At 69.1% G+C, this 24,846-nt stretch carries 18 protein-coding genes; 12 read left to right on the top strand and 6 right to left on the bottom strand.

Going from position 1 to position 24,846, the window contains the following annotated elements; translation table 11 throughout:
• The first annotated feature begins 40 nt into the window (after positions 1-40).
• The 9 genes from cpaB to ABD297_RS15240 all read left to right on the top strand — a co-directional run bounded on the left by cpaB (position 41) and on the right by ABD297_RS15240 (position 11,427).
• Positions 41-838, top strand: coding sequence for a Flp pilus assembly protein CpaB (gene cpaB / locus ABD297_RS15200; protein WP_344255876.1), 798 nt, complete (start codon positions 41-43; stop codon positions 836-838).
• The gene (locus tag ABD297_RS15205) at positions 835-2,007 is read left to right on the top strand and encodes a CpaE/TadZ family protein (RefSeq protein WP_344255878.1); all 1,173 of its coding nucleotides are present in this window, start codon (positions 835-837) and stop codon (positions 2,005-2,007) included. Before cpaB ends, ABD297_RS15205 begins: the two co-directional genes overlap by 4 nt.
• The gene (locus tag ABD297_RS15210; RefSeq protein ID WP_344255879.1) at positions 2,004-3,401 is read left to right on the top strand and encodes a TadA family conjugal transfer-associated ATPase; all 1,398 of its coding nucleotides are present in this window, start codon (positions 2,004-2,006) and stop codon (positions 3,399-3,401) included. Before ABD297_RS15205 ends, ABD297_RS15210 begins: the two co-directional genes overlap by 4 nt.
• Positions 3,402-3,490: 89 nt before the next feature.
• Positions 3,491-5,389, top strand: coding sequence for a type II secretion system F family protein (locus ABD297_RS15215; RefSeq protein ID WP_344255880.1), 1,899 nt, complete (start codon positions 3,491-3,493; stop codon positions 5,387-5,389).
• A gap of 2 nt (positions 5,390-5,391) precedes the next feature.
• Positions 5,392-6,309: a type II secretion system F family protein gene (locus tag ABD297_RS15220; protein ID WP_344255881.1), complete on the top strand. Its 918-nt coding sequence runs from the start codon at positions 5,392-5,394 to the stop codon at positions 6,307-6,309.
• Between the two features lie 8 nt (positions 6,310-6,317).
• Entirely contained in the window at positions 6,318-7,748 is a 1,431-nt protein-coding gene (locus tag ABD297_RS15225; protein ID WP_344255882.1) for a hypothetical protein, read from the top strand.
• A gap of 77 nt (positions 7,749-7,825) precedes the next feature.
• Entirely contained in the window at positions 7,826-8,641 is an 816-nt protein-coding gene (locus ABD297_RS15230; protein WP_344255883.1) for a glycosyltransferase 87 family protein, read from the top strand.
• Positions 8,642-8,740: 99 nt separating this feature from the next.
• Complete coding sequence (locus tag ABD297_RS15235) at positions 8,741-9,832, top strand: acyltransferase family protein (protein ID WP_344255884.1); 1,092 nt, start codon at positions 8,741-8,743, stop codon at positions 9,830-9,832.
• 110 nt (positions 9,833-9,942) lie between these two features.
• Positions 9,943-11,427 carry a hypothetical protein gene (locus ABD297_RS15240; protein ID WP_344255885.1) on the top strand — a complete coding sequence of 495 codons (1,485 nt, stop codon included), beginning with the start codon at positions 9,943-9,945 and terminating at the stop codon, positions 11,425-11,427.
• A 208-nt stretch (positions 11,428-11,635) separates the two neighbouring features.
• Here the strand turns inward: ABD297_RS15240 and ABD297_RS15245 are convergent, their stop codons facing one another.
• On the bottom strand, positions 11,636-13,453 hold the full coding sequence (locus ABD297_RS15245; protein ID WP_344255886.1) for a hypothetical protein: 1,818 nt from the start codon (positions 13,451-13,453) through the stop codon (positions 11,636-11,638).
• Positions 13,454-13,871: 418 nt separating this feature from the next.
• The gene (locus ABD297_RS15250) at positions 13,872-14,666 is read right to left on the bottom strand and encodes a LuxR C-terminal-related transcriptional regulator (RefSeq protein WP_344255887.1); all 795 of its coding nucleotides are present in this window, start codon (positions 14,664-14,666) and stop codon (positions 13,872-13,874) included.
• Between the two features lie 523 nt (positions 14,667-15,189).
• On the opposite strand from ABD297_RS15250, the gene ABD297_RS15255 reads away from it, so the two are divergent.
• Entirely contained in the window at positions 15,190-15,348 is a 159-nt protein-coding gene (locus ABD297_RS15255) for a hypothetical protein (RefSeq protein WP_344255888.1), read from the top strand.
• Positions 15,349-15,442: 94 nt separating this feature from the next.
• On the opposite strand, the gene ABD297_RS15260 is transcribed toward ABD297_RS15255, so the two are convergent.
• Both ABD297_RS15260 and ABD297_RS15265 read right to left on the bottom strand, forming a co-directional pair.
• Positions 15,443-17,272, bottom strand: a complete 1,830-nt coding sequence (locus ABD297_RS15260; RefSeq protein WP_425581177.1) for a DEAD/DEAH box helicase — start codon at positions 17,270-17,272, stop codon at positions 15,443-15,445.
• A 280-nt stretch (positions 17,273-17,552) separates the two neighbouring features.
• A complete protein-coding gene (locus ABD297_RS15265; RefSeq protein ID WP_344255889.1) occupies positions 17,553-18,098 on the bottom strand; it encodes an NADPH-dependent FMN reductase in 546 nt (181 codons plus the stop codon).
• Positions 18,099-18,367: 269 nt separating this feature from the next.
• Here ABD297_RS15265 and ABD297_RS15270 point away from each other — a divergent pair, with 269 nt between their 5' ends.
• Positions 18,368-20,173: a CotH kinase family protein gene (locus tag ABD297_RS15270; protein WP_344255890.1), complete on the top strand. Its 1,806-nt coding sequence runs from the start codon at positions 18,368-18,370 to the stop codon at positions 20,171-20,173.
• A gap of 326 nt (positions 20,174-20,499) precedes the next feature.
• Here the strand turns inward: ABD297_RS15270 and ABD297_RS15275 are convergent, their stop codons facing one another.
• Complete coding sequence (locus ABD297_RS15275; RefSeq protein WP_344255891.1) at positions 20,500-20,862, bottom strand: hypothetical protein; 363 nt, start codon at positions 20,860-20,862, stop codon at positions 20,500-20,502.
• An 86-nt stretch (positions 20,863-20,948) separates the two neighbouring features.
• Between ABD297_RS15275 and ABD297_RS15280 the strand changes: the two genes are divergently transcribed.
• Positions 20,949-22,385 carry an HNH endonuclease signature motif containing protein gene (locus ABD297_RS15280; protein WP_344255892.1) on the top strand — a complete coding sequence of 479 codons (1,437 nt, stop codon included), beginning with the start codon at positions 20,949-20,951 and terminating at the stop codon, positions 22,383-22,385.
• Between the two features lie 403 nt (positions 22,386-22,788).
• Here the strand turns inward: ABD297_RS15280 and acs are convergent, their stop codons facing one another.
• Positions 22,789-24,783 carry an acetate--CoA ligase gene (gene acs / locus ABD297_RS15285; protein WP_344255893.1) on the bottom strand — a complete coding sequence of 665 codons (1,995 nt, stop codon included), beginning with the start codon at positions 24,781-24,783 and terminating at the stop codon, positions 22,789-22,791.
• Positions 24,784-24,846: the final 63 nt, after the last annotated feature.

Genomic DNA, 24,846 nt, shown 5'->3' on the forward strand with positions numbered 1-24,846 from the left:
GCTGACACACCATGAACTTCTTCTCTGGGGGGATCTCCGTATGAACCGTCGTATTCTCGCCATCGTCGTGGCGCTGGCCCTGGCTGTGGGTGGTGGCCTCCTCGTCATCACCTACGCCCGCAACGCCGACGCCCGAGCGATCGCGGCCGAGTCGCCGTCCCCGGTGTGGGTGGCGCAACAGCCCGTCCCGGCCGGCACGACGCTGAAAGACGCCCAGCGCACCGGGTTGATCGCGCAGACCTCGGTCTCGGCGAAGGCAGTCCCGGCCGGCGCCCTTCAGGAGATCAACGCTGACAACAACGCACTGCTGGCGACCTCTGACATCCCGGCGGGTGAGTACCTGCTCGCGGCCCGCTTCGGCAACCAGCCTGCGGGCACCAAGGCCATCGAGGTCCCGAGCGGAATGCTGGCGGTCTCCCTGTCTCTGTCAGACCCTGCTCGGGTGGGCAAGTTCGTCACGCCCGGTTCGCACATCGCGCTCTTCCAGAGCTACACGATCAAGGACCTTCGCAACACGCCCGAGGCCAAGATCCTCAACGAGAACCAGGTTCACGGCACCAGCCTCCTCATGCCCGACGTGCTCGTCATCGCCATGGGTGATGCGCCACTGGCCGGCCAGGCTGCCGCGCCGCCGGCGGAAGGCCAGCCGGCGACAGCGGCAGGGGCAGCCGGTGGCTACCTCGTGACCGTCGCCGTCAAGCCGGCGGACGCCACCCTGTTGATCCACGGCATCAACAACCGACAGCTCTACGCCGGCCTACGCGGCTCCGACGTGAAGATGGACAGCTCACTCGAGGTCACGGACCTCCAGCTCCGAGATGCGGTGACCGGCCAATGACCATTCTCTGGGACTACGATCCGGCAGCCATCGACACGTACCGCTTCGCCCTCGGCGGCGACGCGCTACAGCTCAACTCCGCACCGCGCGTCAGCCGCGCGCTCGAGGAGGACCGCAACCAGTCGCTCGTCGTCATCGGGCCCGACATCGACCTCGACTCCGCGTGCGAGCTCGCGGAGCGCGAGCGCATCGACCGTCCTGAGCTCGGCGTCATCCTGCTCCGCCACCGACTCGATGTGACTGCCTTGGCACAGGCCCTGCGCAGCGGCGTCCGCGAGGTCGTCCAGGCCGACGACCAGACGGCGCTCGCCGACGCGGTCCGCCGGTCGGTGGCGCTCACGCAGCAGCTGAGCGGCCACGGCACCAACGTCGGTGGCCGCGACGGCAAGATCATCACCGTCTTCAGCGCCAAGGGCGGCGTGGGCAAGACGACGATGTCGACCAACCTCGCCGTCTACCTCGCGTCCACGGGTGCCAAGACGCTGCTCGTCGACCTCGACCTGATGTTCGGCGATGTCGCGATCAGTCTCCAGCTCATGCCCCACGGCTCGGTGCGGGACGTCGTGGCCATGAGCGGTCACCTCGACGACCAGGGCGTGCAGTCGGTCGTCACTCGCCACGAGGAGAGCGGCCTCGACGTCATCGCCGCGCCCGCAGACCCAGCAGACGCCGACCGGGTGCCGTCCCACGTCGTCATCGAGCTTCTTCGTGTGGCTCGCGGCCAGTACGACTACGTCATCGTCGACACGCCGCCGTCATTCACCGAGCACGTGCTCGCTGCGTTCGACGTCAGCGACCTCACGATCCTCATCGCGACTCTCGACATCCCGGCCGTCAAGAACCTCCGCATCGCCATCAACACGCTGGACACGCTCGGAGCATCCAAGGAGTCGCGGACGATCGTGCTCAACCGTGCCGACGCCAAGGTCGGGCTCAAGCCCGACGATGTCGAGGCGGCGCTCAAGGCGCCGATCTCGGCCAACGTGCCCAACAGCCTGACGGTGCCCGCGTCGGTCAACCGCGGGGTCGCCATCGTGCTCGACGACCCGCGCGGCCCGGTGTCCCTCGCCATCCGCGACCTGGCCGACAACGAGATCCGGCGCCGGTTCGGCGAGGACCTTCAGAACGGTGCCAAGCGCAGCTTCAGCTTGTTCGGGGGCAAGAAGTGAGCAACCTCGCCGACCGCCTCGAGCGGGCGCGTCAGTCCAACCAGATCAACGAGCCGGCAGCGCCCAACGGAGGTCAGGTCCGCATCACCAACGGTGCGGCGCCGGTCCGTCGTCGGGGTGTCGACCCGTTCGCCGGCGTCAAGGAGCGCGTGCACCAAGCGCTCGTCGCGTCCTTGGGGCCGCGCCTCTACGACCCCAACCTCAGCGAGAGCGAGCTGGCCTCCCAGGTCCGCACCACGCTGCAGGAGGTCATCGACTCCGAGCAGACGCCGCTCTCGCACGCCGACCGCACCCGGATCGCCCAGGACGTCTCCGACGACATCCTCGGGCACGGCCCGCTCGAGCCCTACCTGCGCGACGCAGAGGTCTCGGAGATCATGGTCAACGGCGCCGAGGACATCTACATCGAGCGTGCCGGCAAGATCTACCCCGTCGACGCCCGGTTCTCGGACGAGACGCACCTGCGCCGCACCATCGACAAGATCGTCGGTCGTGTGGGTCGCCGCGTCGACGAGTCGAGCCCGATGGTCGATGCCCGTCTGCCCGATGGCTCTCGTGTCAATGCCGTCGTGCCGCCCATCGCCCTCGACGGCTCGATGCTCACGATCCGAAAGTTCTCTGCCGACCCCTTCACCGCCGCGGACCTCATCTCGTTCGGCACGTTCACGCCCAACGTCCGCGACTTCCTGGACGCCTGCGTCAAGGGCCGCCGCAACATCATCATCAGCGGCGGCACCGGCTCGGGCAAGACGACGACCCTCAACGTCATCAGCTCCTTCCTGCCGCACGACGAGCGCATCGTCACCATCGAGGACGCCGCCGAGCTCCAGCTCCAGCAGCAGCACGTGCTGCGTCTCGAGGCCCGTCCTGCCAACATCGAGGGTCGTGGTCTCGTCTCGATCCGCGAGCTCGTCAAGAACACGCTGCGTATGCGTCCTGACCGCATCATCGTCGGTGAGATCCGTGACGGCGCAGCCCTCGACATGCTCCAGGCCATGAACACCGGCCACGACGGCTCGATCACGACCGTCCACGCCAACACCCCCCGAGACAGCCTCGCTCGTCTCGAGACCATGGTCCTCATGGCTGGTGTCGACCTCCCCGTCCGGGCGATCCGCGAGCAGGTGGCCGGCGCCGTCGACCTCATCGTGCAGCAGTCGCGCCTCAAGGACGGCTCGCGCCGCATCGTCGCGATCTCGGAGGTGGTCGGCATGGAGTCCGACGTCATCACCCTCCAGGACATCTTCACCTTCAACTACGGCGCGGGTCGCGACGAGAACGGGCGCTTCCTCGGCACCCTCATGCCCACCGGCATCCGCCCGAAGTTCACGTCCGACCTCGCCGATGTGGGCGTCGAGCTGCCCGTCTCGCTCTTCTCGCGGTCGGTGCTGTGAGCCTCGGGACGCGTCGACTCATCAGCGGACTGGCCGCCGTCGCGGCCGGTCTGGTTCTGCTGCCTGCGGGAGCTGCGAGAGCAGACGACGTGTCCGTCGGTCTCAGCAACGTTAAGGCGACCTCCTCCGGCTCGGGCTCGACCGTCACCGGCGTCATCACTTTGCGCAGCAAGGTGGACGTGCAGCTCAACCCGTCGTCGCTCAAGCTCAAGGTCGACAACGAGGCGTTCCCGGCAACCATCAAGCAGGCTGCAAAGCTCGACCGTCGGGCCATGCTCGTCATCGACACGAGCGGCTCGATGGGCACCCAGGGCATGGCGACCGTCCGCAAGGCCTCGGCCATCTACCTCCGGACCGTCCCCGCCGACGTCAAGGTCGGCGTCGCCTCCTTCGCCAACACCGCGGGTGTCGACCTCGCTCCCACGCTGGACCGGGCGGCGGCACAGCGGGTCATCAACGGCCTCGAGTCCCGTGGGGACACCAGCCTGTATGCCGCGATGCAGAGCGCCGCGTCCGTGCTGAGTGGCTCGGGGGATCGCAGCATCGTGCTCCTCAGCGACGGCGCGGACACCATGGCCGACAACAAGGCGCTCGCCCTCAAGAACGCGGTCGCCAAGCTCAAGGCGGGCGGCATCCGGGTCGACGTGGTGCGCTTCAACACGAACGACCCTGAGGCGACCAAGGCCCTCCAGGCGTTCGCCGACGCCAACGGCGGCACCGTTGTCGCGGCGGACAACAGCGCCGGCGTCTCGGCCGCGTTCGCAGCATCCGCCCAGGCGCTCAACCGACAGGTGCAGTTCTCGTCCGCGATCCCCAAGCCGCTGACGGGGCCGCACAGCTACGAGATCTCGGGTGTCGCTGGTCAGACGCCCTTCGGCTTCAGCCGTGAGGTCACCTTCACGGCCGCTTCCGCAGCAGCGCCCCGGCCATCGGGCTCCTCGAGCCAGGCACCCGCTGTAGCGGCGCCGGCACCTGCTGCGGCCAGCCTCGGTCCGGTCCCGATCACCGACCGAACCCCGTACATCGCGGGCGGCCTTCTGGCTCTTGGACTACTCCTGGCCTTGGGGACCTCGCTCATGCCGACGCTGGAGACCAAGCGTGAGCGGCGGGTCGCCTCGATCGACTCCTACGTCGTCGGTGACGTCGTCGCGCTGTCGCGGCAGGAGATGAAGGCTGCGCAAAGCACCATCACCGCCCAGCTGCTCGACATGGGTGACCGGGTGATGAAGGACCGGAAGTCCACGAGCAAGACGATGGCCCTCATCGAGCGCGCCGACCTGCCCTTCCGGGCGGGGGAGTGGCTGGTGCTGCGCGTCGTTGCCGTGATCGTCGGAGCCGCTCTCGGAATGGTGCTCGCAGGACAGGCGAAGTTGGTGGGGCTCATCTTCGGCGTGGTCCTCGGCCTACTCATCATGCCGTTCGGCCTGCGCTTCGCCGCATCGCGACGGGCCCGCAAGTTCGAGGCGCAGCTGCCCCAGATCCTGCTGCTCATCTCAACGAGCCTCCGCAGCGGTTTCGGTCTGCCACAGGCGCTCGACGCCGTCGCCAGAGATGCGGCCGAACCCGCCGGCAAGGAGTTCAGCCGCGCCCTTGCCGAGACCCGGATCGGCACCGACATCTCGGATGCCCTCGAGCGAGTGGCCGTCCGCATGGAGAGCAAGTCGATGCACTGGACCGTCATGGCGATCCGCATCCAGCGCGAGGTCGGAGGCAACCTGGCCGACACGCTGCGGACGACGGCCGGCACCCTTCGCGAGCGGGAGTCCCTGCACCGACAGGTCGCCACCCTCTCGGCCGAGGGACGCCTGTCCGCCTACATCCTTGTGGCGCTCCCGATCTTCATCTTCATCTACATGACCCGCGTCAACTACGACTACGTCAGCCTGCTGTGGACGACGACCGTCGGTCTCTTCATGAGCGTCGGCGGCATCATCTCGCTGGGCGTCGGCATCCTCTGGATGCGCCAAGTCGTGAAGATCGAGGTGTGACCGTGAACGTCAACCCTGTCTACCTGGCCGCTGGGCTCTTCGCCGTCGGCCTGCTCATCGCCGTCCTCAGCGTCGGCTTCAGCAGTGGAGAGCCTCGCGGGGTCGCCAAGTCCCTCCTGCTCATCGACCAGTCGGTCGACCGACGCGAAGTCGTGACGACCGACCTGGCGGCAAAGGACCGGCTCGTCACGCCGATCCTCGAGCGCACCAAGGGTCTCGCCCGCGCTCTGTCTCCTGGCGGCGCCGACGACCGTTACACGAAGCTGCTCGACCAAGCGGGCAACCCTGCTGGCTGGACGGTCGAGCGCATCCTCGGTCTCAAGGGTGCCGCGCTCATCCTCGGCATCGTGCTCGGGGCCTTCTACGGCAAGTTCCAGCTGCCCAACGCGCTGCTCTACGGCGTGATCGGCGGAGCCGCGCTCTTCTTCCTGCCGGACCTGCTGCTCAAGAACGTCGCACTCCGTCGACAGGAGGAGACGAGCAAGAGCCTCGCCGACGCCCTGGACATGCTCAGCGTCTGTGTCGAGGCTGGTCAGGGGTTCGACGCCGCCCTGCTCCAGGTGGCCCGCAACGTGGAGGGCCCGATCTCCGGTGAGTTCGCTCGCGTGCTGTCGGAGATCCAGATCGGCAAGTCTCGCGGAGAGGCCTTCAGCTCGATGGGCGACCGCGTCACCCTGCCGGAGGTCAAGAACTTCATCACCGCGCTCGTCCAGGCCGACCGTCTCGGCCTACCCATCGCGGGCGTGTTGCGTGAGCAGACGGTCAACATGCGCCTCGTTCGTCGCCAGAAGGCGGAGGAGAAGGCGCAGAAGGTCACCATCAAGATCCTCTTCCCGCTGATGTTCTGCATCCTTCCGGCCCTGTTCATCGTCATCATCGGCCCCGGCGGCATCCGCATGATGCAGGCCTTCGGCGGCTGACGACAGCCGTGGCCGTCGCCACCGACGCGGGGGCCGGCGTCGTCCCCCAGTCTCACGGCCGCTCGCCCCTGGCGCGGATCAGCTGGTTGTTGCCCCCACTCGTCATCGCGCTGTTTGCCCTCAAGCCGCTCGGGCCGGTGAAGGACCCGGACGCCTTCTGGCACGTCGTGGCCGGTGAGCACCTCCTGAGCACAGGGCAGTTCGTCCTCGACGACCCGTTCGGGGCAGCCACGGAGAAGACGTGGATCCTCAACCAGTGGCTCCCCGAGGTGCTCATGCAGTGGGCGCATGCGGCATACGGCCTGCCTGGTGTGGCGTGGCTGCTGTGCCTCGGCTCCGTGCTCGTCGGGTTGGCCGTGCTGGGCGCCTGCCGTCGACGCTCGTCACCCTTGGTCAGCGCACTCGTGCTCGCTCTCACCTTCGTCGCGCTGAGCGGGAGCCTGTCGCCGCGACCGCAGCTCGTCACCTTCGCACTCTCGGCCGTGACCTCCAGCGCATGGCTGCTCACGCGCGATGACGGACGGGCGCGGTGGTGGCTCATCCCTTTGACGTGGCTCTGGGCGTGCAGTCACGGGATGTGGTTCGTCGGACCCGTCATCGGTGCCACGGTCATCGTCGGGATGGCTCTCGAGCGCCGCGTCTCGGTTCGTGGGGCGGCCCGGCTCGGGCTCGTCCCCCTGCTGTCCGTGGCTGCTGCGGCGCTGACGCCCGTCGGTCCCCGGCTCTTCAGCTCACCATTCCAGGTCGAGGGGGTGACGGCCTACATCTCCGAGTGGCAGCGGCCGAGCCTGACCGAGCCCGCGACGCTTGCTGCGCTCTCGCTCGTGGTCCCCATCGTCGTCCGCCTCCGGCGCCGGTGGCGACAGGAGTGGACTGCAGTCCTTCTCGGAGCGCTCGCCTTGGTGCTCGTCACATCATGGTCGCGCACGGTGGGCTTGGGTGCGGTGATCCTGGCTCCCTTGACTGCCAAGGCAATTCAGGATCTGTTGAGCGAGCCTGCACCAGATCGGCCGAGGCGAGAGCGTGGTGCCGTGACCGCCTTCGCACTGGGGAGCCTCCTCCTCGCTGCGCTGCTCCTCCCAACGGTCGCGGCGACCCCGGGCATCGGGCCCAACGGCCTCGACGAGGCCCTCAACCGCCTCCCGGCAGGGACCGTCGTCTGCAACGACCAAGCCGATGGCGGCTGGATCATGCTGCAGCATCCAGGGCTCAGGCCCACGATGGACACTCGCGTCGAGCTCTACACGGTCGACCACATCAAGGCCTACCTCGGCTTCATGGCCGCAGATGCCGGGTGGCGCAACTACGCCGCTCGTGTGGGTTGCTCGTATGCGCTCCTTCCCGTGAAGCTTCCTGTGCTCGAGGCCATGCGGACCACAGGCGGGTGGTCTCTGGTGGAGCAGACTCAGGGGTACTCGTTGTTGAGGTGTGGGCGGTGACGCCACCTTCGGATCCCCAGAGACGGCCCGATGGCGTGATGGTCGGTTCGGACTCTCCGACAGCGCCAACGGTTTCCGTGGGGGCGACCGAGCGCTCATTGCGCGACGTCTGTCGCGCGGCCCTGTGGCTCGCCCTTCCGCCCACCGTGTGGATCCTCTTCGGCAGTCGACTGGCAAGTTATGGAACCGACTCGGCACACGCGTACTGGAACGTGTGGAGAACCGGACCGTACGCGCTGCCCCCGGGCTCGCCCGACGCGTTCAACTACTCGCCGGCGTTCGCGCAGCTGATCTACCCGCTGACGCTGCTTCCGTGGCCGGTGTTCCTGACCCTCTGGTCGGTGCTGCTGATGGCCGCCACGGTCTGGCTGCTGTGGCCGCTGGCGCCCCGTTGGCGATGGCTCCTACTCGCCTACGTCGCTCCTCCCGTGCTCTTGATCGGGAACATCGAGGTGTTCCTGGCCGTGGCAGCCGTGGTGGGTTTGCGACTCCCTTCTGCGTGGGCCTTCCCCCTGCTGACCAAGATCACCCCCGGCCTCGGGCCGGTCTGGTTCGCAGTGCGGCGGGAGTGGCGTCAGGCAGCAGTCGCCGTACTGGCCACGGCCTTGGTCGCCGCGGCCTCCTTCGTCATCTCGCCAGGGCTCTGGGTCGCGTGGTGGGAGTTCGTGGTCGGTGCGCCCACGCCACCGACCCAGGCAGGCTTGCCCCCACTGGGCCTCAGGCTCACCCTTGCCCTGGCTGTGATCATCTGGGGCGCTTTGAAAGGGCGTCGTAGTGCTGTCCCTGTCGCAATGATGCTCGCAATGCCGCTGTGGTCCAGCGGGGTGCTGGCGCTCCTGACCGCGGTGCCACGACTCCGGCAGAAGCCAGAGGTAAATCTCGCCGACCGATAAGTCCCTTTTGAATGGATATGTGATCAAGCGGGCGGCCTGCAACCGCAAGGGTTTTCGCGTTTTGAGCAGGCGACGGTCGCGGTCCGGCACGCTTGGCCCATGTCATCGAAGGCCGGGCGTGACGCGGTGCCCCTGCACCAGGCTCTCGGGGGGCATGACAACGCTCTCAACGCGCTGCGCCTGCTCCTTGCAACCTTCGTCGTGATCGACCACTCGTTCAAGGCCGCAACGGGTCAGCCCGGCCCGTGGTCGTACATGGGGGGCTTCGCCGTCGACGGTTTCTTCGCGATCTCCGGCTATCTCATCGCCGGAAGTCGAGTACGAACCAGCGCGCGGACGTTCTTCTGGCGCCGTGCGCTTCGCCTCATGCCTGCCTATTGGGCGCTCCTGCTCTTCACCGCCTTCGTCGTAGCGCCGCTGTCCACGTGGCTCAGCGGTCGGAGCTACGCCTGGGGGAGCGCCGTGGGCTACGTCCTCCACAACTCACTGCTCTTCACCACACAGATGGGCATCGACGGAACGCCTGCCGGTGTGGCGTACGAGGGACTGTGGAATGCGTCGACCTGGAGTCTTCCGTTCGAGGCAGCGGCCTACGTCGTCTTCGGCCTTCTCGTCGTGGTGCCGCGGTTCCGTGCGGGGTCTGCGGCGTTCGTGTGTGCCGGACTGGCAGCCTGTGTGGGCGTCCAGTTCGGATGGGGCGTCGGTGGCCAACTCGCGCCGGAGCTCACGCGGCTGTGGTCATTCTTCGCGGCAGGCGTGCTCCTGTGGTTTCTGCGGGAGCGACTCCCGCGTTCGACAGCTGCCGGCTTGGTCTCCTTGGGTGTGGTTGTCGGCATGCAGTTCCTCGATCGGGCCTGGTACCTCGCCCTCGCGCCGATTCCGTTCGCGTTCCTGCTGCTTTGGTTGGGCGCTCGGCTACCGACACGTCTCGGTTCCCGCAACGACATCTCCTACGGTGTCTATCTGTTCGCGTTCCCGTTGCAGCAACTCTTGGCGGTGCGCCATGTCCCCGCCGCCGTCGGACCGTTGTGGTTTGCCGTGCTCTCGGTCATCGTCACCGTGCCGGTGGCGTGGATGTCATGGCTCTTCGTGGAGCGCCCCTCCCTCAGGCTGCGTCTGCTGGTTCCCGCCAAGGGGCGGTTCGCGTCCGGTGTGCGCCACGAAGGGGCCACTCCTGTCCGGACGACCTGACGTGGTGCCGACGGCCGGCGCCCGGCCAGCAGGCGAAAGCCGCCCGCTCTGCATCTCTCCAATCCACCCAAAAGGGCCCCTATCGGTTGACGAGCGGGGATGATCGCCCGGTGAGGAGTGACACGAAGAACGCCACCCCGGCTGTGGAAGAGTGCCCTGACTCGGGTGCCGGCCAGCAGGTGGATGACGCCCAGCCGGTGGAGGGTCGCCGCGGCCCGTTGCCTCTGAGGATTCGTCAGGCCCTGCCGGGGATCATCGTCCTCGCTGCAGTGGTCCAGCTCGCCCGCCCGGTCAGCGACCCCGACACCTTCTGGCACCTCGCTGCAGGGGACCGGCTCCGCGAGACGTGGACGTTCAACGGGCCGGACCCTTGGAGCACCATGTCGACCAACCCGTGGCGGTTGCACGAATGGCTCCCGGAGCTGCTGATGAGCCTCGCCCAGCAGCTGCTGGGTCTTCCCGGCGTCGCCTGGTTGTTGCCCCTGGGTGGCGCGGTCATCGGGCTCACCCTCTGGAGGGCCACTCGGGCCCGCGCCTCCCTCCTGGCCTCCGCTGCGGTGACCTCCGTCGCCCTCGTGGCCATGAGCCAGAGCCTGTCCCTGCGACCGCACCTGCTCTCGTTCGCCTTCGCCGTGGCGTTCACCGCAGCGTGGCTGCGCTCGGCCGCGGACGGGCGACCGCGCTGGTGGCTGATACCGGTCACGTGGGTGTGGGCCTGTACGCACGGCATGTGGTTCTTCGGCGTCGTGATCGGCGTCGTGGCGCTCGCCGGTGTCGCTCTCGACCGCGCCGTCACCCGCCGGCAGTGGCTCCGACTGTCGCTCGTGCCGCTGGGATCGTTGGTGGTCGCGGCCCTGACCCCCACCGGGCCCTCGCTGCTGCTCTCACCCTTCGCCGTCAACGAGACGACGCAGTACATCGAGGAGTGGATGCCGCCGTCCCTGCACCAGCCGAGCTTCATCGCCTTCCTCGTCCTCGCCGGCGCGGTGCTGCTCGTGTGGGCGCGGTCGCGAGAGCGCGCCCGGTGGACCGACATCCTCCTGGTGGGCCTGGCGATAGGGCTGGCCCTGCTCTACAGCCGCACCGTCGCCATCGGTGCCGCCATCGTGGCGCCCGTCGCGGCTGCGACCGTGCAGAGCCTGCTGCCTCCGGACCGGGAGCCCGTGACCCGCCGCGAGATCGGTCTGACCCTCGGTCTCACCACGCTCGCGCTGCTCGTCGCAGCTCTGATCCTGCCGACGCGAGCGGCGGTGCCCACCTGGGGTGCCAACGACCTCGATGCTCCCCTCTCGGCCTTGCCGCAGGGCACCGTCGTCTGCAACGACTACGGGATCGGCGGCTGGCTCATCTGGCGCCACCCGAACGTGCGGCCAACGATCGACGGTCGCACCGAGATATACGCGACCGGCCACGTCAAGGAGCACGTGGACTTCCAGAGTGCCGATCCCGGCTGGCAGGACTACGTGCGCAAGACGAAGTGCACCTACGCGCTGTTGGGCACCGGCCAGCCGGTCGTCGAGGCGCTCACGGCACAGGCCCGCTGGTCGGTGGTTCAACGCGGATCCGAGTACATCCTCCTGCGAGCACCTCGCTGACGTACGCCGAGTGAGGGCATCTCGGTAGCGAAGGTCGCGGGCGAAGAGAAGACGTCTACCCGCCTCCCGTGAAGCGCGCGGCTGTCGGGAGGCGGCGCACGGCATACGCCATCTCATGACACCGCCTCCCGGAGGGGAAGGCCGTCCGGGAGGCGGTGCGCGGGTCAGTCAGGCAGACCGGCGACGGTGACCCGTCGCCGGTCCGTGCTCACGGAGCGACGAGGGCCTGGCTGTTGTTGATGGCGTCGAACGTGTCCTTGGCCAGCTCCTGCGTCTTCTTGACCTGGCCGTACCAGACGCTGCCTCCGACGTTCGACTGCGACGACGCGTAGGTGAGCAGCTGGCTCACCGTCATCGACGTGGCGCCTCCGAACGCGCTGCTCGTGCTGATCATCGACCCGGTGCACGAGCCGCTGAGGCTGAGCACCGAGCAGACCTTGGTCAGGTCGATCTTCACGCCACCCAGAGGCAGCGGCGAGCTGATCTTGTTGCCACCGAGCGCCGCGTCACTGAAGTACACGTCGAGAGCCGTCGCGAGCATCTGGGCCTTGAGCATGGCGTTCATGCTGGCACCGGAGGCGTTGGCGGCCTTGATGACGTTGGTGACGTAGGTCCCGACCTTGGCGCAGGTCGCGGTGGCCGACAGGTCCTGGAACGGAGCGAACTGACGCAACCAGGTCGCGGAGTTGCAGACGCTTGCGGTGGACGCGCCGCCCGTGATGATGGCCTGGCCGTTCTTGTTCTGCCAGAAGCCCATCGTGAGCCCGTAGTCCTTGCCGCAGACGGTGACGGTCTGGCTGGCCGAGCCGGTGGTTCCGGTGTCGTTGGTCGTGAACGTGGCGGTGTTGTCATAGCTCACGCACGTGTCGACGGGCACCGGGACGGTCCGGCTGTAGGTGAACGTCGTCGGGTTCGGGTCGCCGACGCAGACCGTCCCGAGCGTCCCGGCATACGAGTCAGAGACGCTGGCGCACTCGTCGACCTGCGTCCCGGTGAAGGCGACTCGCGTGAACGTGAAGCCCGCCGTGTCGCCGGGCAGGAAGGCCGAGCCGACGCTCTGGTTGGACCACGCCACCTCGGCCGTGTTGTCCAAGGCTCCTTGAGGCAGCCCGGCCAGCTGGCAGGTGTAGGCGAAGTCCGTGTCGCCTGCCGGGATGTCCTGCGGGCCGGCGCCGGTCACGGTGCAGACGGTGCCGTCCGACAACACGTCGGTGACGTCGTCGATGTGGACGGACGAGGTGTTGGGGTTGAACACCGTGATGATCCCGGTGACGCCGACGTCGCTCACCGTGCCGCCGTCGTGCGTCACGCCCACGGTGTAGTTGAACGTGGCGGTGCTGCCGCCGCCCTGGACGAGCGTCTTGTCGACGTCCTTGGTGATGGCCCAGGTGTAGCTGTTCGTGTAGGCGCCGTCGGCCGTCTTGGTGATCGTGGGGGCTTCGGCGTTGGCCGACTCGCCGACCTTGAACGCGTCGTACTTGCACGTGCTCGGGTCGACGGGGTAGCCGTTGGCCAGCGAGCAGACGGCCAGGATGTAGACACCACCCGGGTTCGTCGTGTCGGCGTACGGCATGAGGCGGATCTTGTTGTTCGCGATGTCGTGCGAGCCGGTGTAGCTGATGGCACCGTTGTCTGCAATGCTGAACGTCCGGTTGGTATAGGCGTCGTAGTCGTCGGAGAGGTTGTTGGCCCCGCCGTCGTTGGGGTTGGCCTGGCCGCCCGGGACGAGCACGGCGAAGAAGTAGCTGCCCGAGTCGAGCCCGGCGTTGGCCGGCAGGCCGGTGAGCCAGACGAATTCCTTCCCGTCGTAGATGTTGCAGTTGACGGCCTCGTTCCCGTTCTTGCAGTGTCCGGTGCCGTCGACGTCCGGGTTGGTCGTCGTCGAGATGGCATGGGTCGTCGGGGTCGGCCCGGCGAGGGCCGACGGTGCGCCGGCGATGGCGACGGCCGGGGCGGCGATGAGACTGATCGCCACCCCCAGCCGACACAGGATGGAGCGACGGCGAGTCGCTGTGGGTCTGGTCATGGGTCGTGCCCCTCCTCCGTGGAGCTGGAGGTCACACCCCGCTGGTCGGGGGCATGACCGGCCGACGCTGGTCCCCGAGCTCCGCCCCCGAGCCTCGCCCCCCGGCTTTTCGACGTCCCCCGCGCGTGACCCCCGACAGCGCATCCGACCGGACTCCCTCGTCAGAGGAATTCCTCTGGGTGAGGCGCAGGCCCCCCGGCCGCATCGCTCACCCTGGCTCCCTCTTGGATACACCGGCCGTCCACCCCGTGCAGTGTGAATGATCGAAACCACGGCAATCACTGAATCGAATTGTGCAACAAGGGATTCAGCGTCGCATTGGTCGTGAGATGACCGATAGGCGTGACGTGCCAAGACTTGTGCCGTATGCCGTGTGCCCCCGCCGAGGGTGCCCGCGCGACACGTGCGACGGACCCTCTCAGTCGCTGTCCTGCAGGCTCGCCCACCAGGCTGCCGCAGCGGCGCGCCCGCTGCGCCCCGACTGCTCGTAGACCGAGCTGAGGTGCTTGCGGACCGTCCGTTCCGCGATGCCGAGCTGACGGGCGATGCGCACGTTCGTCCAGCCGGCGGCGGCCAGGGTCAGCACCTCGGCCTCGCGGCGCGTCGGCCGGTAGTCGGCGCACAGCGCGGCCGGCCCCGTGATCCCCACCTCGAGAGCTGCAGGGCCGCCTTCGTCTCGCAGCACGGCCGTCGTCGCGTCCAGCGCGGCACGGAAGGCCAGCGCCGCGGCGAGCGGTCGCTGGATGAGCTCGAGCGCCTCCACGTCCTCGTCGCCGAAGTCCGACGACGAGCGGTGCGCGCCGATGAACATCACCTCCGTCGGCGACGCGTGCAGCAGCATCGCCATCGGGTAGCGCCCGTCGAGGTAGCCGTGCATGCGCTCGTAGACCTCGGTGTGCCAGAAGTCCTTGATGACGACGAGGTCGCTGACGCGCACGGCCTCGGTGGGCGACAGCGAGAGGAGGGCCGGGTGCTGGTCGGCCACCTCGGCCGCCAGGCCGGCGAGCTCGACCGAGACCGGCTCCGAGCCGGCGGTCTCCACCGAGATCCCGACGCTCGGACCCGAACGGTCGATCCGCGTGACACCGACGCCGGACTCGGCCCGGAGTGCCTCCACCACCGCCGGCAGCCATGGCGCCAGGGACTCGCCACGGGCAGCGGCGACCGCGAGGTCACGTGCGGTGGCTGCCGCGAGCCGGCGACGGTCCGACACCTCAACCCCTCCTGCGGGAGGTCCGACGGCCCCCGCGCGCCCTGTCCTTGTGCACGGTCCTGGTGCACGGTTTTGTCACGGTGACGGTCGCGGCGCCCGTCAAGGTGTCCGAAGAGGCACTAATGCCGCGAAGTCCTCGCTCATCACAATGACACGAACGGCGGCCGTCAGGGGAGGTTGTGACGCGTGGCTCGATCTCGACGTCCAGAACGGGTGTGGTGGACGCGGTCAGGGGAGGAGCACCGATGAGGCATCGAGCGCGCATCGCAACGGCGGCCTGCATGTTGCTCGGGGTGGGAGGTCTAGCAGCCCCGGCGAGGGCGTCGGACGCCGATGGCGCCGACGAACCGCCGGGGCTGCAGGGCCGAGCAACACACCTCACGGTGCTGACGACGACCGAGTCGGACTGCGTCGAGCTGTCCATCCCGCGGGCGGTGACGGCAGCGGGCGCCCGCGCCCTCGTGCCGAAGCGCTACGTCCCGACCGTCACGACGAACGTCACCCCGACGTCGACGATGCAGCTGTGGGCGTCGCCCCCGCGGCCATCACCGCCGACTACCGCGAGCACCAGACGCTGGCTCCGATCCTCGCGCTGCCGCGACTGCTCCAGACACCGGGCGTGACGTTCCCTCGGGGACTGACCCGCGGGAGCTGGACCGCGACGGTCGCGCGTCTCGGTTGACCCGACGCGGCGCGGTCCGCGGGTGTCTGCGGGGATGACCTGACGGCATACGCCATCGAGGACGTATGCCGTCAGCGCGCCGACGCTGCCGGGCTCAGTCGCGGGGGTGCTTGGTGTACGGCTTCTTCGTGCCGCCGCCGCGGGGGCCGCGGTCCTCGCTCAGCTCGATGAGCTGGCCCGAGATGCGGGTCGCGCGCAGCCGGTCCATCGTGCCCGGGGGCAGCGTGGCCGGCAGCTCGACGAGGGAGTGGTCGGCGCGGATGTCGATGTGCCCGAAGTCGTTCCGGCCCAGTCCGCCCTCGTTGGCGAGGGCGCCGACGATCTGGCGCGGCTCGACGCGGTGCCGGCGGCCCACCGCGATCCGGTAGGTCGCCATGGGGCCGGACGCGCCGCGCCGCGGGCCCCGATCGCCGCGGTCACCGCGGTCGCCCCGGTCGTTGCGGCCACGCGAGCCGCGGTCGTCACGCCGGTCGTCGCGGCGGTCGTCGCGCCGGTCACGAGGGCCGCGGTCGTCGAACGTCCTTGCGGGACGGGCCTGCTCGGGGTCGAGGAGCATCGGCTCGTCACCCTGGAGCACGACGGCCAGAGCCGCCGCCACGTCGGCCTCGGGGACGTTGTGCTCGTTGACGTAGTGCGCGATGACGTCGCGGAAGACGTCGATCTTGTCGCCCGAGAGCGCTGCCGTGATGGCGTCGTCGAAGCGGGTCAGGCGCGTGGCGTTGATGTCCTCGACGCTCGGCATCGCCATCGGGACGAGCGACTGCCGCGTCGCCCGCTCGATGGCCTTGAGGAGGTGGCGCTCGCGCGGCGTGACGAACGAGATCGCGTCGCCGCTGCGCCCCGCGCGACCGGTGCGGCCGATGCGGTGCACGTAGGACTCGGTGTCGGTGGGGATGTCGTAGTTGACGACGTGGCTGATCCGCTCCACGTCGAGCCCGCGCGCGGCGACGTCGGTCGCGACGAGGATGTCGAGCTTGCCCGACTTCAGCTGGTCGACGGTGCGCTCACGCTGGTTCTGCGCGATGTCACCGTTGATCGCCATCGCCGAGAAGCCCCGCGCCCGCAGCTTCTCCGCCAGCGTCTCGGTCTCGTTCTTGGTGCGGACGAACACGATCATCCCCTCGAAGTTCTCGACCTCGAGGATGCGCGTGAGGGCGTCGACCTTCTGCGGGTAGCTGACCGTCAGGTAGCGCTGCGTGATGTTGGGCGCCGTCGAGGTCTTGGACTTGACCGTGATCTCGACGGGGTCCTGGAGGTACTTCTTCGAGATGCGGCGGATCTGCGCCGGCATCGTCGCCGAGAAGAGCGCGACGTGCTTGTCGTCCGGGGTGTCGGCGAGGATCGTCTCGACGTCGTCGGCGAAGCCCATCTTGAGCATCTCGTCGGCCTCGTCGAGCACGAGGAAGCGCAGCTCGCTGAGGTCGAGCGTCCCCTTCTCGAGGTGGTCCATGATGCGGCCCGGGGTGCCGACGACGATGTGCACGCCGCGGCGCAGCGCGCTCAGCTGCACGCCGTAGGCCTGGCCACCGTAGACGGGCAGCACGTGCACGCCGTTCATCCGCGCGGCATACCGCTCGAAGGCCTCGCACACCTGGAGCGCGAGCTCACGGGTCGGCGCGAGGATGAGCGCCTGCGGCGACTTCTGCTTGAGGTCGAGCCGGCTGAGGATCGGCAGCGCGAAGGCGGCCGTCTTGCCCGTGCCCGTCTGCGCGAGGCCGACGACGTGGCGCCCCTCGAGCAGCGCCGGGATCGTCGCCTCCTGGATCGGGGAGGGGAACTCGTAGCCCACGTCGCGCAGCGCCCGCAGCACCTTGTCGTCGAGACCGAGGTCGGCGAACGACACGCGTTCGGGTTCGACCGCACCCGCCTCGACCTCGGGGCTGTCGGTCTCGGGGGCGTCGGTCTGCGTGTTCTGCTCACTCACCCCCCTGACGGTAGTGCGTCCGGCGGGGTCCGCGTCACGCGTCGCCCGCCCGAGGGGCTCGCTGGATGGCGTATGCCGTGGGCCCGCGTCCCGCTGGCGAGCTCGCCACCGCTCGCGTGAGCCCGGTCGACCGACGCCGGCACACGGCATACGCCATCGGGACGACGAAGGGACGACGACCGGACGGGCCGGCGAAGGGACGACGAAGGGACGGGCCGGCCCGGAGGGACGGCGAAGGGGGCCGCCCGAGGTGGGCGGCCCCCTTCGGGAGTGCGTGCGGTCAGGCGGTGGCGCCGACGGGCTCGTCGACCTTGGCGGCCAGCGCGTCCAGGAGCGCGCCCAGCTCCGCGCGGCGCTCGTCGGTGACGTCGAGGTCGCCGGCGGGGGAGACGTCCTGGGTGAAGACGAGGCCGGTCGCGCCTACGACGTCGGCCTTGACGTGCTCGAGCACCTTGGTCAGGTCGGCGGTGGCGTCGGTCGCCCCGCTCCAGCCGTAGCCGACGAGCGCGATGGGCTTGGCGTCCCACTCGGCGAAGAGGTAGTCGATCGCGTTCTTGATGGGGGCCGGGAAGCTGCGGTTGTACTGCGGCGTCACGACGACGATCGCGTCGGACTCGAAGACCTTGGAGGCCCAGTCCTTGGTGTGCGCCTTGGCGTAGTTGCCGTTGCGCGGCATGTCCTCCTCGTCGAAGAACGGCAGCGACGACAGGTCGAGCAGCTCGACCTCCCAGTCCGAGGCGGGAGCCTGCGAGGCCACCCACTCCGCGACCTTGGGGCCGATGCGGCCGGGGCGGGTGCTGGACACGACGATACGAAGTTGCTTCACGCTTCAACCAACTATCATGGAGTGGCGGGCATTCCGGACGCGCCCGTGCTGCCGCTGTGAGCCACGCCACACCCGTCGACCTCCCTGATCCGAAGGTGCTTTTGATCAGGAGATGTGCAGCGAATGCCCACAGGCCATTCAGCAAAGAATCAGGCTCCATGCCCGATGAATACGACATTGCGTTTATGTCGTGAAATGCATTGGTGAGATATTGGTCGACAATTTCCAAACCGATCTCGCACATTCATGATCGCTGCATTCTTTTGGCTATGAGAAACCTACGAATTGCGAGTCTCTCGCTCTTCGCGACGCTGGCCCTGGTGGCGCCCGCCGTGGCTGCGACCGCAGCGGTGCCCACGCCACCGGCGACGGTCACGGACCTGCCGACCGTCTACGTGACGCTGACGGACCTGCCCGCGAAGGACTCACTGAGCTTCATCCACGCCAACAAGGACGTTCCCGTCGCCAGCCAGGTCGACATCGCCGACGGCACGACCACCCAGACGCTCAAGTGCACGACGCTGCCGACGGACACCGCTCCGGACGGCGTCGGGTGCCCCACCATCAAGGGCCACGGCAACTTCACCTGGACGCTCGACAAGAAGTCGTACCAGCTGAAGTTCGACAAGAAGACCGCGGTGCTCGGCATGCTCCCGGGCAAGACGTGGATCCTCATCGCCAACCGCGCCGACGCGTCGCTCATGCGCAACAGGACGACCCTCGAGCTCGCCCGCCAGTTCGGCATGTTCGCCACCCCGGACTCCCGGTTCGTCGACCTCGTCGTCGACGGCAAGGACCTCGGCAGCTACCTGCTGACCGACAAGGTGACCGTCACGAAGTACGACGCGACCAAGCCGGACAACCACGTGGCGCTCACCAGCACGCAGGGTGTCCTCGTCGAGATGGACAGCCACTACGGCGCCGCCGACCCGTTCCACTTCACGACGGCCAAGAGCAAGTCGATCTTCACGCTCAAGGACTCCTACGTCGGGTTCAAGAACGACCCGGGGGTGGTGCTCGACGCCGACACCCAGACCGGCTGGAACGACGTCCGGAGCACGATCAACACCCTCGAGGGGCTGCTCTACGCGCCCAGCCCGGACTGGGCGAAGATCAGCGCCCTCATCGACGTCGACTCGTTCATCAAGTACTACTTCGTCTCGGAGTTCGTCGAGAACCCCGACGTCGCGTCGTCGAGCGTCTTCTTCTACAAGGACGGCCCGACCGACAAGCTGCACGCCGGACCGGTCTGGGACTACGACATCTCCCTCGGCAACTACGCCACCGCCAACCGCGGCGGCAACCCCACCGAGGACTACGTCAAGAACGAGCTCCTGACGGTCAAGGGCAACGGCCCCTTCGACTGGTGGACGCAGCTCTTCCGCAACCAGGCGTTCGCGGCGCAGGCCAACACGACGTACGAGACGCTCAAGGCCTCCGTCAACGCCGTGCCCTCGAAGATCGACGGGTACCAGAAGCAGCTGCTCCAGTCGGCCGCCCACAACTTCGTCGTCTGGCCCAACATCCTCGGCCAGACCTCCGTGATCGCCTTCAACGGCGGGCACTCGCCGATCAAGTCGACGTGGGCTGCCGAGGTCGCGCTCCTGCGGACGTGGGCCGCGCAGCGCGCGTCATACCTCGCCCACGCCTACGGCGCCAACGTGCCCGTGCTGCGCTACTCGGCGCACGTGCAGAACATCGGCTGGCAGCCGACCGTGTCGACCGGCCAGTTCGTCGGGACGACGGGGCGCTCCCTGCGGGCCGAGGCGATCAAGATCACCGACACCAACACGACGACGACAGGGTCGGTCGTGGGCAACGCCCACGTCCAGAACATCGGCTGGATGGGCTACCAGGCCCCCGGCGCCGTCATCGGCACGGTGGGGCGCTCGCTGCGCATGGAGGCGATCCAGCTGAAGCTCACCGGCAACCTCGCCACGAGCTACAACATCAACTACCGCGTCTACGTGCAGAACAAGGGGTGGATGAGCTGGGTCTCCAACGGGGCGACGGCGGGCACCACGGGCCTGTCGCTGCGCATCGAGGCGCTGCAGATCCGGATCTCCAAGAAGTGAGGGTCGCTCAGGCGCTCTCGTGACCTACCGGCGCCGCTCGCCTCCCTGAGGCGGGCGGCGCCGGCCTGCTTGGGTGCGCGCCGAGGACGACCACGTCTTCGTCCTCGTGCCCGCTGGGCCCACGATGGCGTATGCCGTGTGCACCCCCGTGAGGGCGCGCCCAGTGCTCGTCGCTCCACTCTCGTCGGCGCTCGGCTCCGCCGCTCAGTGTTCGTCCGCTCTGCGCTCGCCGGCGCCGTGCTCGTCCGCCGCGTCGTGCTCGTCCGCGCCGTGCTCGTCGGCTCAGCGTTCGTACGATCCGCTCTCGACAACTTGCCTTCGCCGGCTCAGTGTTCGTCCGCTCGGTATGCGTCCGCGCGCTGCTCGAGTGCCTCGACCCGGGTCTCGAGGTCGGCGGCGAGGAGCGCCTCGAGGCGGGCTCGGAGATGGGCCTCGAGGGTGGACTCCCTACCGGCGGGCAGGGAAAGCGAGGCAGTGGCAGCGGATGTGGTGGCGGGCGTGCCTGCGGCTGCAGTTCCGGTTGCGTTGGTGGCCGTGGCTGCCAGAGCTTGGCGCACGAAGGTGCGGGCGAGGGTGGACGGGCCGACTCCGATCTCGGTGGCCCGAGCCGTCAGCGCCGCGAGCTCCTCCTCGGTGAGGCGGACGGACAGGACCTTGGTGCGGTCGGCGCCGCGATTGGTGTCGGGCATCGGGCTCCTCGCTTGTAGGGCTGTGAGAGCAGGCTAGCGTGTGACGACGTAGTGCATTGTCAGTGGTCCCCCGTAGTGTGATCATCATGAGCACAGCAGCCCCGATCGCGCCGGCCACGAGCCTCGTCGACGTGCTGCGCTCGATGGCACAGACGCTGCGCGAGCTGGCTCGGGACTTCCCGACGTGGTCGCTGCCCGAGGGGGAGGTCGGCGAGGTCATCGGCCAGGCGCAGGCCGTGCGAGAGCTCAGCCACTCGCTGACCGCGGTCCTGGCGCGCGAGGCGGACGCCCGCGGGCTCGGGGCCGACGAGGGCCTGTCACGCACGGACTGGCTGCGTCTCCAGGCCGGCGCCGGGGTCGCGGGGCACGGCAGCGGGGGTGGGCTCGACGGGCCTGCGGCCGCGGCGGTCACGCGGGTGGGTGCCGCGATGAACGAGCCCCGCTGGGCCCGACTCGCCGAGAGGGTCGCAGCGGCCGAGATCCCGGTCGCTCACGCCGCAGCGATCATCCGTTTCCATGACGACGTCGCACGCATCGCCGACCCCGAGCACCTCGACGCGATCGTCGCGTCGATGGTCGAGGCGAGCGACGTCCTCAGCGCGCGCGAGCTCGCTCGGCTCATCGCGCACGCCCGAGCGACGCTCAAGCCGCCGGCCGAGCGAGAGTCCGAGGAGGCCGGGCTCCGGCTGGGACGGTCGTTCCGCAAGGTTCGCTCGTGCGCCGGGTTCACCGTGTTCGAGCTGCGCCTCGACCCCGAGGGTGCCGCGATCGTCGAGGCGGCCATCGACCGGCTGTCCCGGCCCCGCCCCGACCTCGCCGCCGACGGGGACGCGTCAAGGGCTGGCAAGGCGGCAGACTCGTCGACGCCCTGGTCGGCTGGCCCCGCCAGCGCATCCTCGGCAGCGGACCCACCGGCGAGCCAGGGCTGCGCCGGGGGAGCAGGGGGAGCCCCGCGGGAGCATCGAGGTCCCCATCCGCAGAGTTCCGGTGCCTCGGCGACCCGCGAGACCGATCCGCGGACCGCGGCTGCGCGCCGTGCCGACGCCCTGCTCGACATCATCGGCCGCGGGGTCGCCTCGCCGGAGGGCGTCACGCGATCGCCGCGAGCCACGCTCGTCATCACGATGTCCCTCGAGGCGCTGATGGACGCCCTGCGCGGTGTCGGCATGCTCGACACCGATGCGGCGCTGTCACCCTCGGCGGTGAGACGCCTGGCCTGTGAGGCCGGCGTCGTGCCCATGGTCCTCGGTGCCCCTTCAGAGGTCCTCGACCTGGGCTACGTCCGGCGCCTTTTCTCCCCGGCGCAGCGTCGGGCGCTCGCGGTCCGTGATCAGGGGTGCAGCTATCCCGGCTGCACCGTGCCGCCCATGTGGTGTGAGGCCCACCACGTGACGCACTGGCTCCACGGTGGGCCCACCGACCTGGCCAACGGCGCCCTGCTCTGCGGTCGGCACCACACCGTCGTCCACCAGCGCGGCCTGACCGCCGCCGTCACCCCGACCGGTGTCACCTGGCACCTCTAGCTGCCCAGCCCCGCACCTCGCCGGCGACGGCGGGGTCGGCGGCATGCTTGCCCACCACCCACGCCGTCGCACGAGGTGGGTGCGCCACGCTCACCGCGCGGCTCCTCGTGCAGCGAGGCACGGCACGCGCCTCGGCTGCCTCCTCGGGAGGGGGACTCGCGCCACGCACTCCGCCCGCCTCCCCATTGAGGGGTGGCGGCCACGGGGCTCCGGCCCGCTCCTGGTGGAGGGGGAGGCGCGCCACGCACTCCGCCCGCCTCCCCATTGAGGGGTGGCGGCCACGGGGCTCCGGCCCGCTCCTGGTGGAGGGGGAGGCGCGCCACGCAGACCGCCCGCCTCCCCATGAAGGGGAGGCGGGCGGCATACGCAAGCAGCGGTCGCGACCGCGCGCTAGGTCAGGCGGTCAGCTGCTCGACAGACCCGTCTTGATGAGGTCCATGACCGAGCTGTCGGCGAGGGTCGTCACGTCGCCCACCTCGCGACCCTCGGCGACGTCGCGCAGCAGGCGGCGCATGATCTTGCCGGAGCGGGTCTTGGGCAGCTCGCTGACGATCATGATCGAGCGCGGCTTCGCGATCGGGCCGATCTCCTTGGCCACGTGGTTGCGCAGCTCCTGGACGAGGTCCTTGCCCTCACCCGGCTCGTCGGCCTCCTCGACGAACTCCTGGCGGAGGATGACGAAGGCGCACACGGCCTGACCGGTCGTCTCGTCGTTGGCTCCCACGACCGCCGCCTCGGCGACCTTCGGGTGCGACACGAGAGCCGACTCGATCTCGGCCGTCGACAGGCGGTGGCCCGAGACGTTCATGACGTCGTCGACCCGGCCCAGCAGCCAGATGTTGCCGTTCGCGTCGTACTTCGCGCCGTCGCCGGCGAAGTAGTACTTCTCGCCGAACCGCGACCAGTACGTCTCCTTGTAGCGCTCCGGGTCGCCCCAGATGCCGCGCAGCATCGACGGCCACGGCTTGGTCAGCACGAGGTAGCCGACCTGCTCGGGCGTCGTGAAGGGCTGACCCTCGTCGTCGAGGATCTCCGCGCTGATGCCGGGGATCGCCTTCTGCGCCGAGCCGGGCTCGAGCGTCGTGACGCCGGGCAGTGGGCTGATCATGATGGCGCCGGTCTCGGTCTGCCACCACGTGTCGACGATCGGTGCGCGGCCGCCGCCGATGTGCTTGTGGTACCAGAGCCACGCCTCGGGGTTGATCGGCTCGCCGACCGACCCGAGCAGGCGCAGCGAGCTCATGTCGAACTTCGCCGGGATGTCGGCGCCCCACTTCATGAAGGTGCGCACGGCGGTCGGGGCGGTGTAGAGGATCGTCACCTTGTAGTCCTGGACGATCTCCCACCAGCGGCCCTGGTGCGGGGTGTCCGGCGTGCCTTCGTACATCACCTGCGTCACGCCGTTGGTCAGCGGCCCGTAGACGATGTAGGAGTGGCCGGTCACCCAGCCGATGTCCGCGGTGCACCAGTAGACGTCGGTGTCGCGGTGGACGTCGTGCACGACGGCGTTGGTGTAGGCCGCCTGCGTCAGGTAGCCGCCGGTCGTGTGGAAGATGCCCTTCGGCTTACCGGTCGTACCGGAGGTGTAGAGGATGAAGAGCGGGTGCTCGGCCTCGAACGCCTGCGCCTCGTGCGTCGGCGCGGCCTTCTCGAGGGCCTCGTGCCACCACACGTCGCGGTCGTTCCACACGGTGTCCTGGCCGGTGCGCTTGACGACGAGGACGTGCTCGACCGAGGTGTCGCCGTGGTCGAGGGCGGCGTCGACGGCGGGCTTGAGGGCCGAGGGCGCGCCGCGGCGGTAGCCGCCGTCGGAGGTGATGACGACCTTGGCCTGGGCGTCGTTGGTGCGCGAGTGAAGCGCCTCGGCGGAGAAGCCGCCGAAGACGACCGAGTGCGGGGCGCCGAGACGGGCGCACGCGAGCATCGCGACCGCGGCCTCGGGGATCATCGGCAGGTAGATCGCGACGGTGTCGCCCTTGCCGACGCCGAGGTCGGCGAGGGCGTTCGCGGCACGCTGGACCTCGGCGTGCAGGTCCGCGTAGGTGATGTCGCGGGTGTCGCCCTCGGGCTCGCCGACGAAGTGGATCGCGACCTTGTCGCCGCGGCCGGCCTCGACGTGGCGGTCGACGGCGTTGACGCACGCGTTGAGCTCGCCGTCGGCGAACCACTTCGCGAAGGGCGGGTTGCTCCAGTCCAGCGACTGCGTGAAGGGCGTGCTCCACGTCAGGTAGGTGCGGGCCTGCTCGGCCCAGAAGCCCTCGTGGTCGGCCTCCGCCTGCTCGTAGAGGTCGGCCGTGCCGTTCGCCTGCGCGGCGAAGTCGGGCAGGGGCGGGAAGGTCTGTCCCTCGTGGACGAGGTTCTCGAGCGGCTCTTCGCTCACGGTGTCACCCTTTCGCATCGACGGTGGTGCGGTCGCGCCACCCGCGCACTCGGCGGTCGGGCAACGTGGTTGTCACAACTC

The organism is Terrabacter carboxydivorans (genome assembly GCF_039532035.1).
Lineage (GTDB): Bacteria > Actinomycetota > Actinomycetes > Actinomycetales > Dermatophilaceae > Terrabacter > Terrabacter carboxydivorans.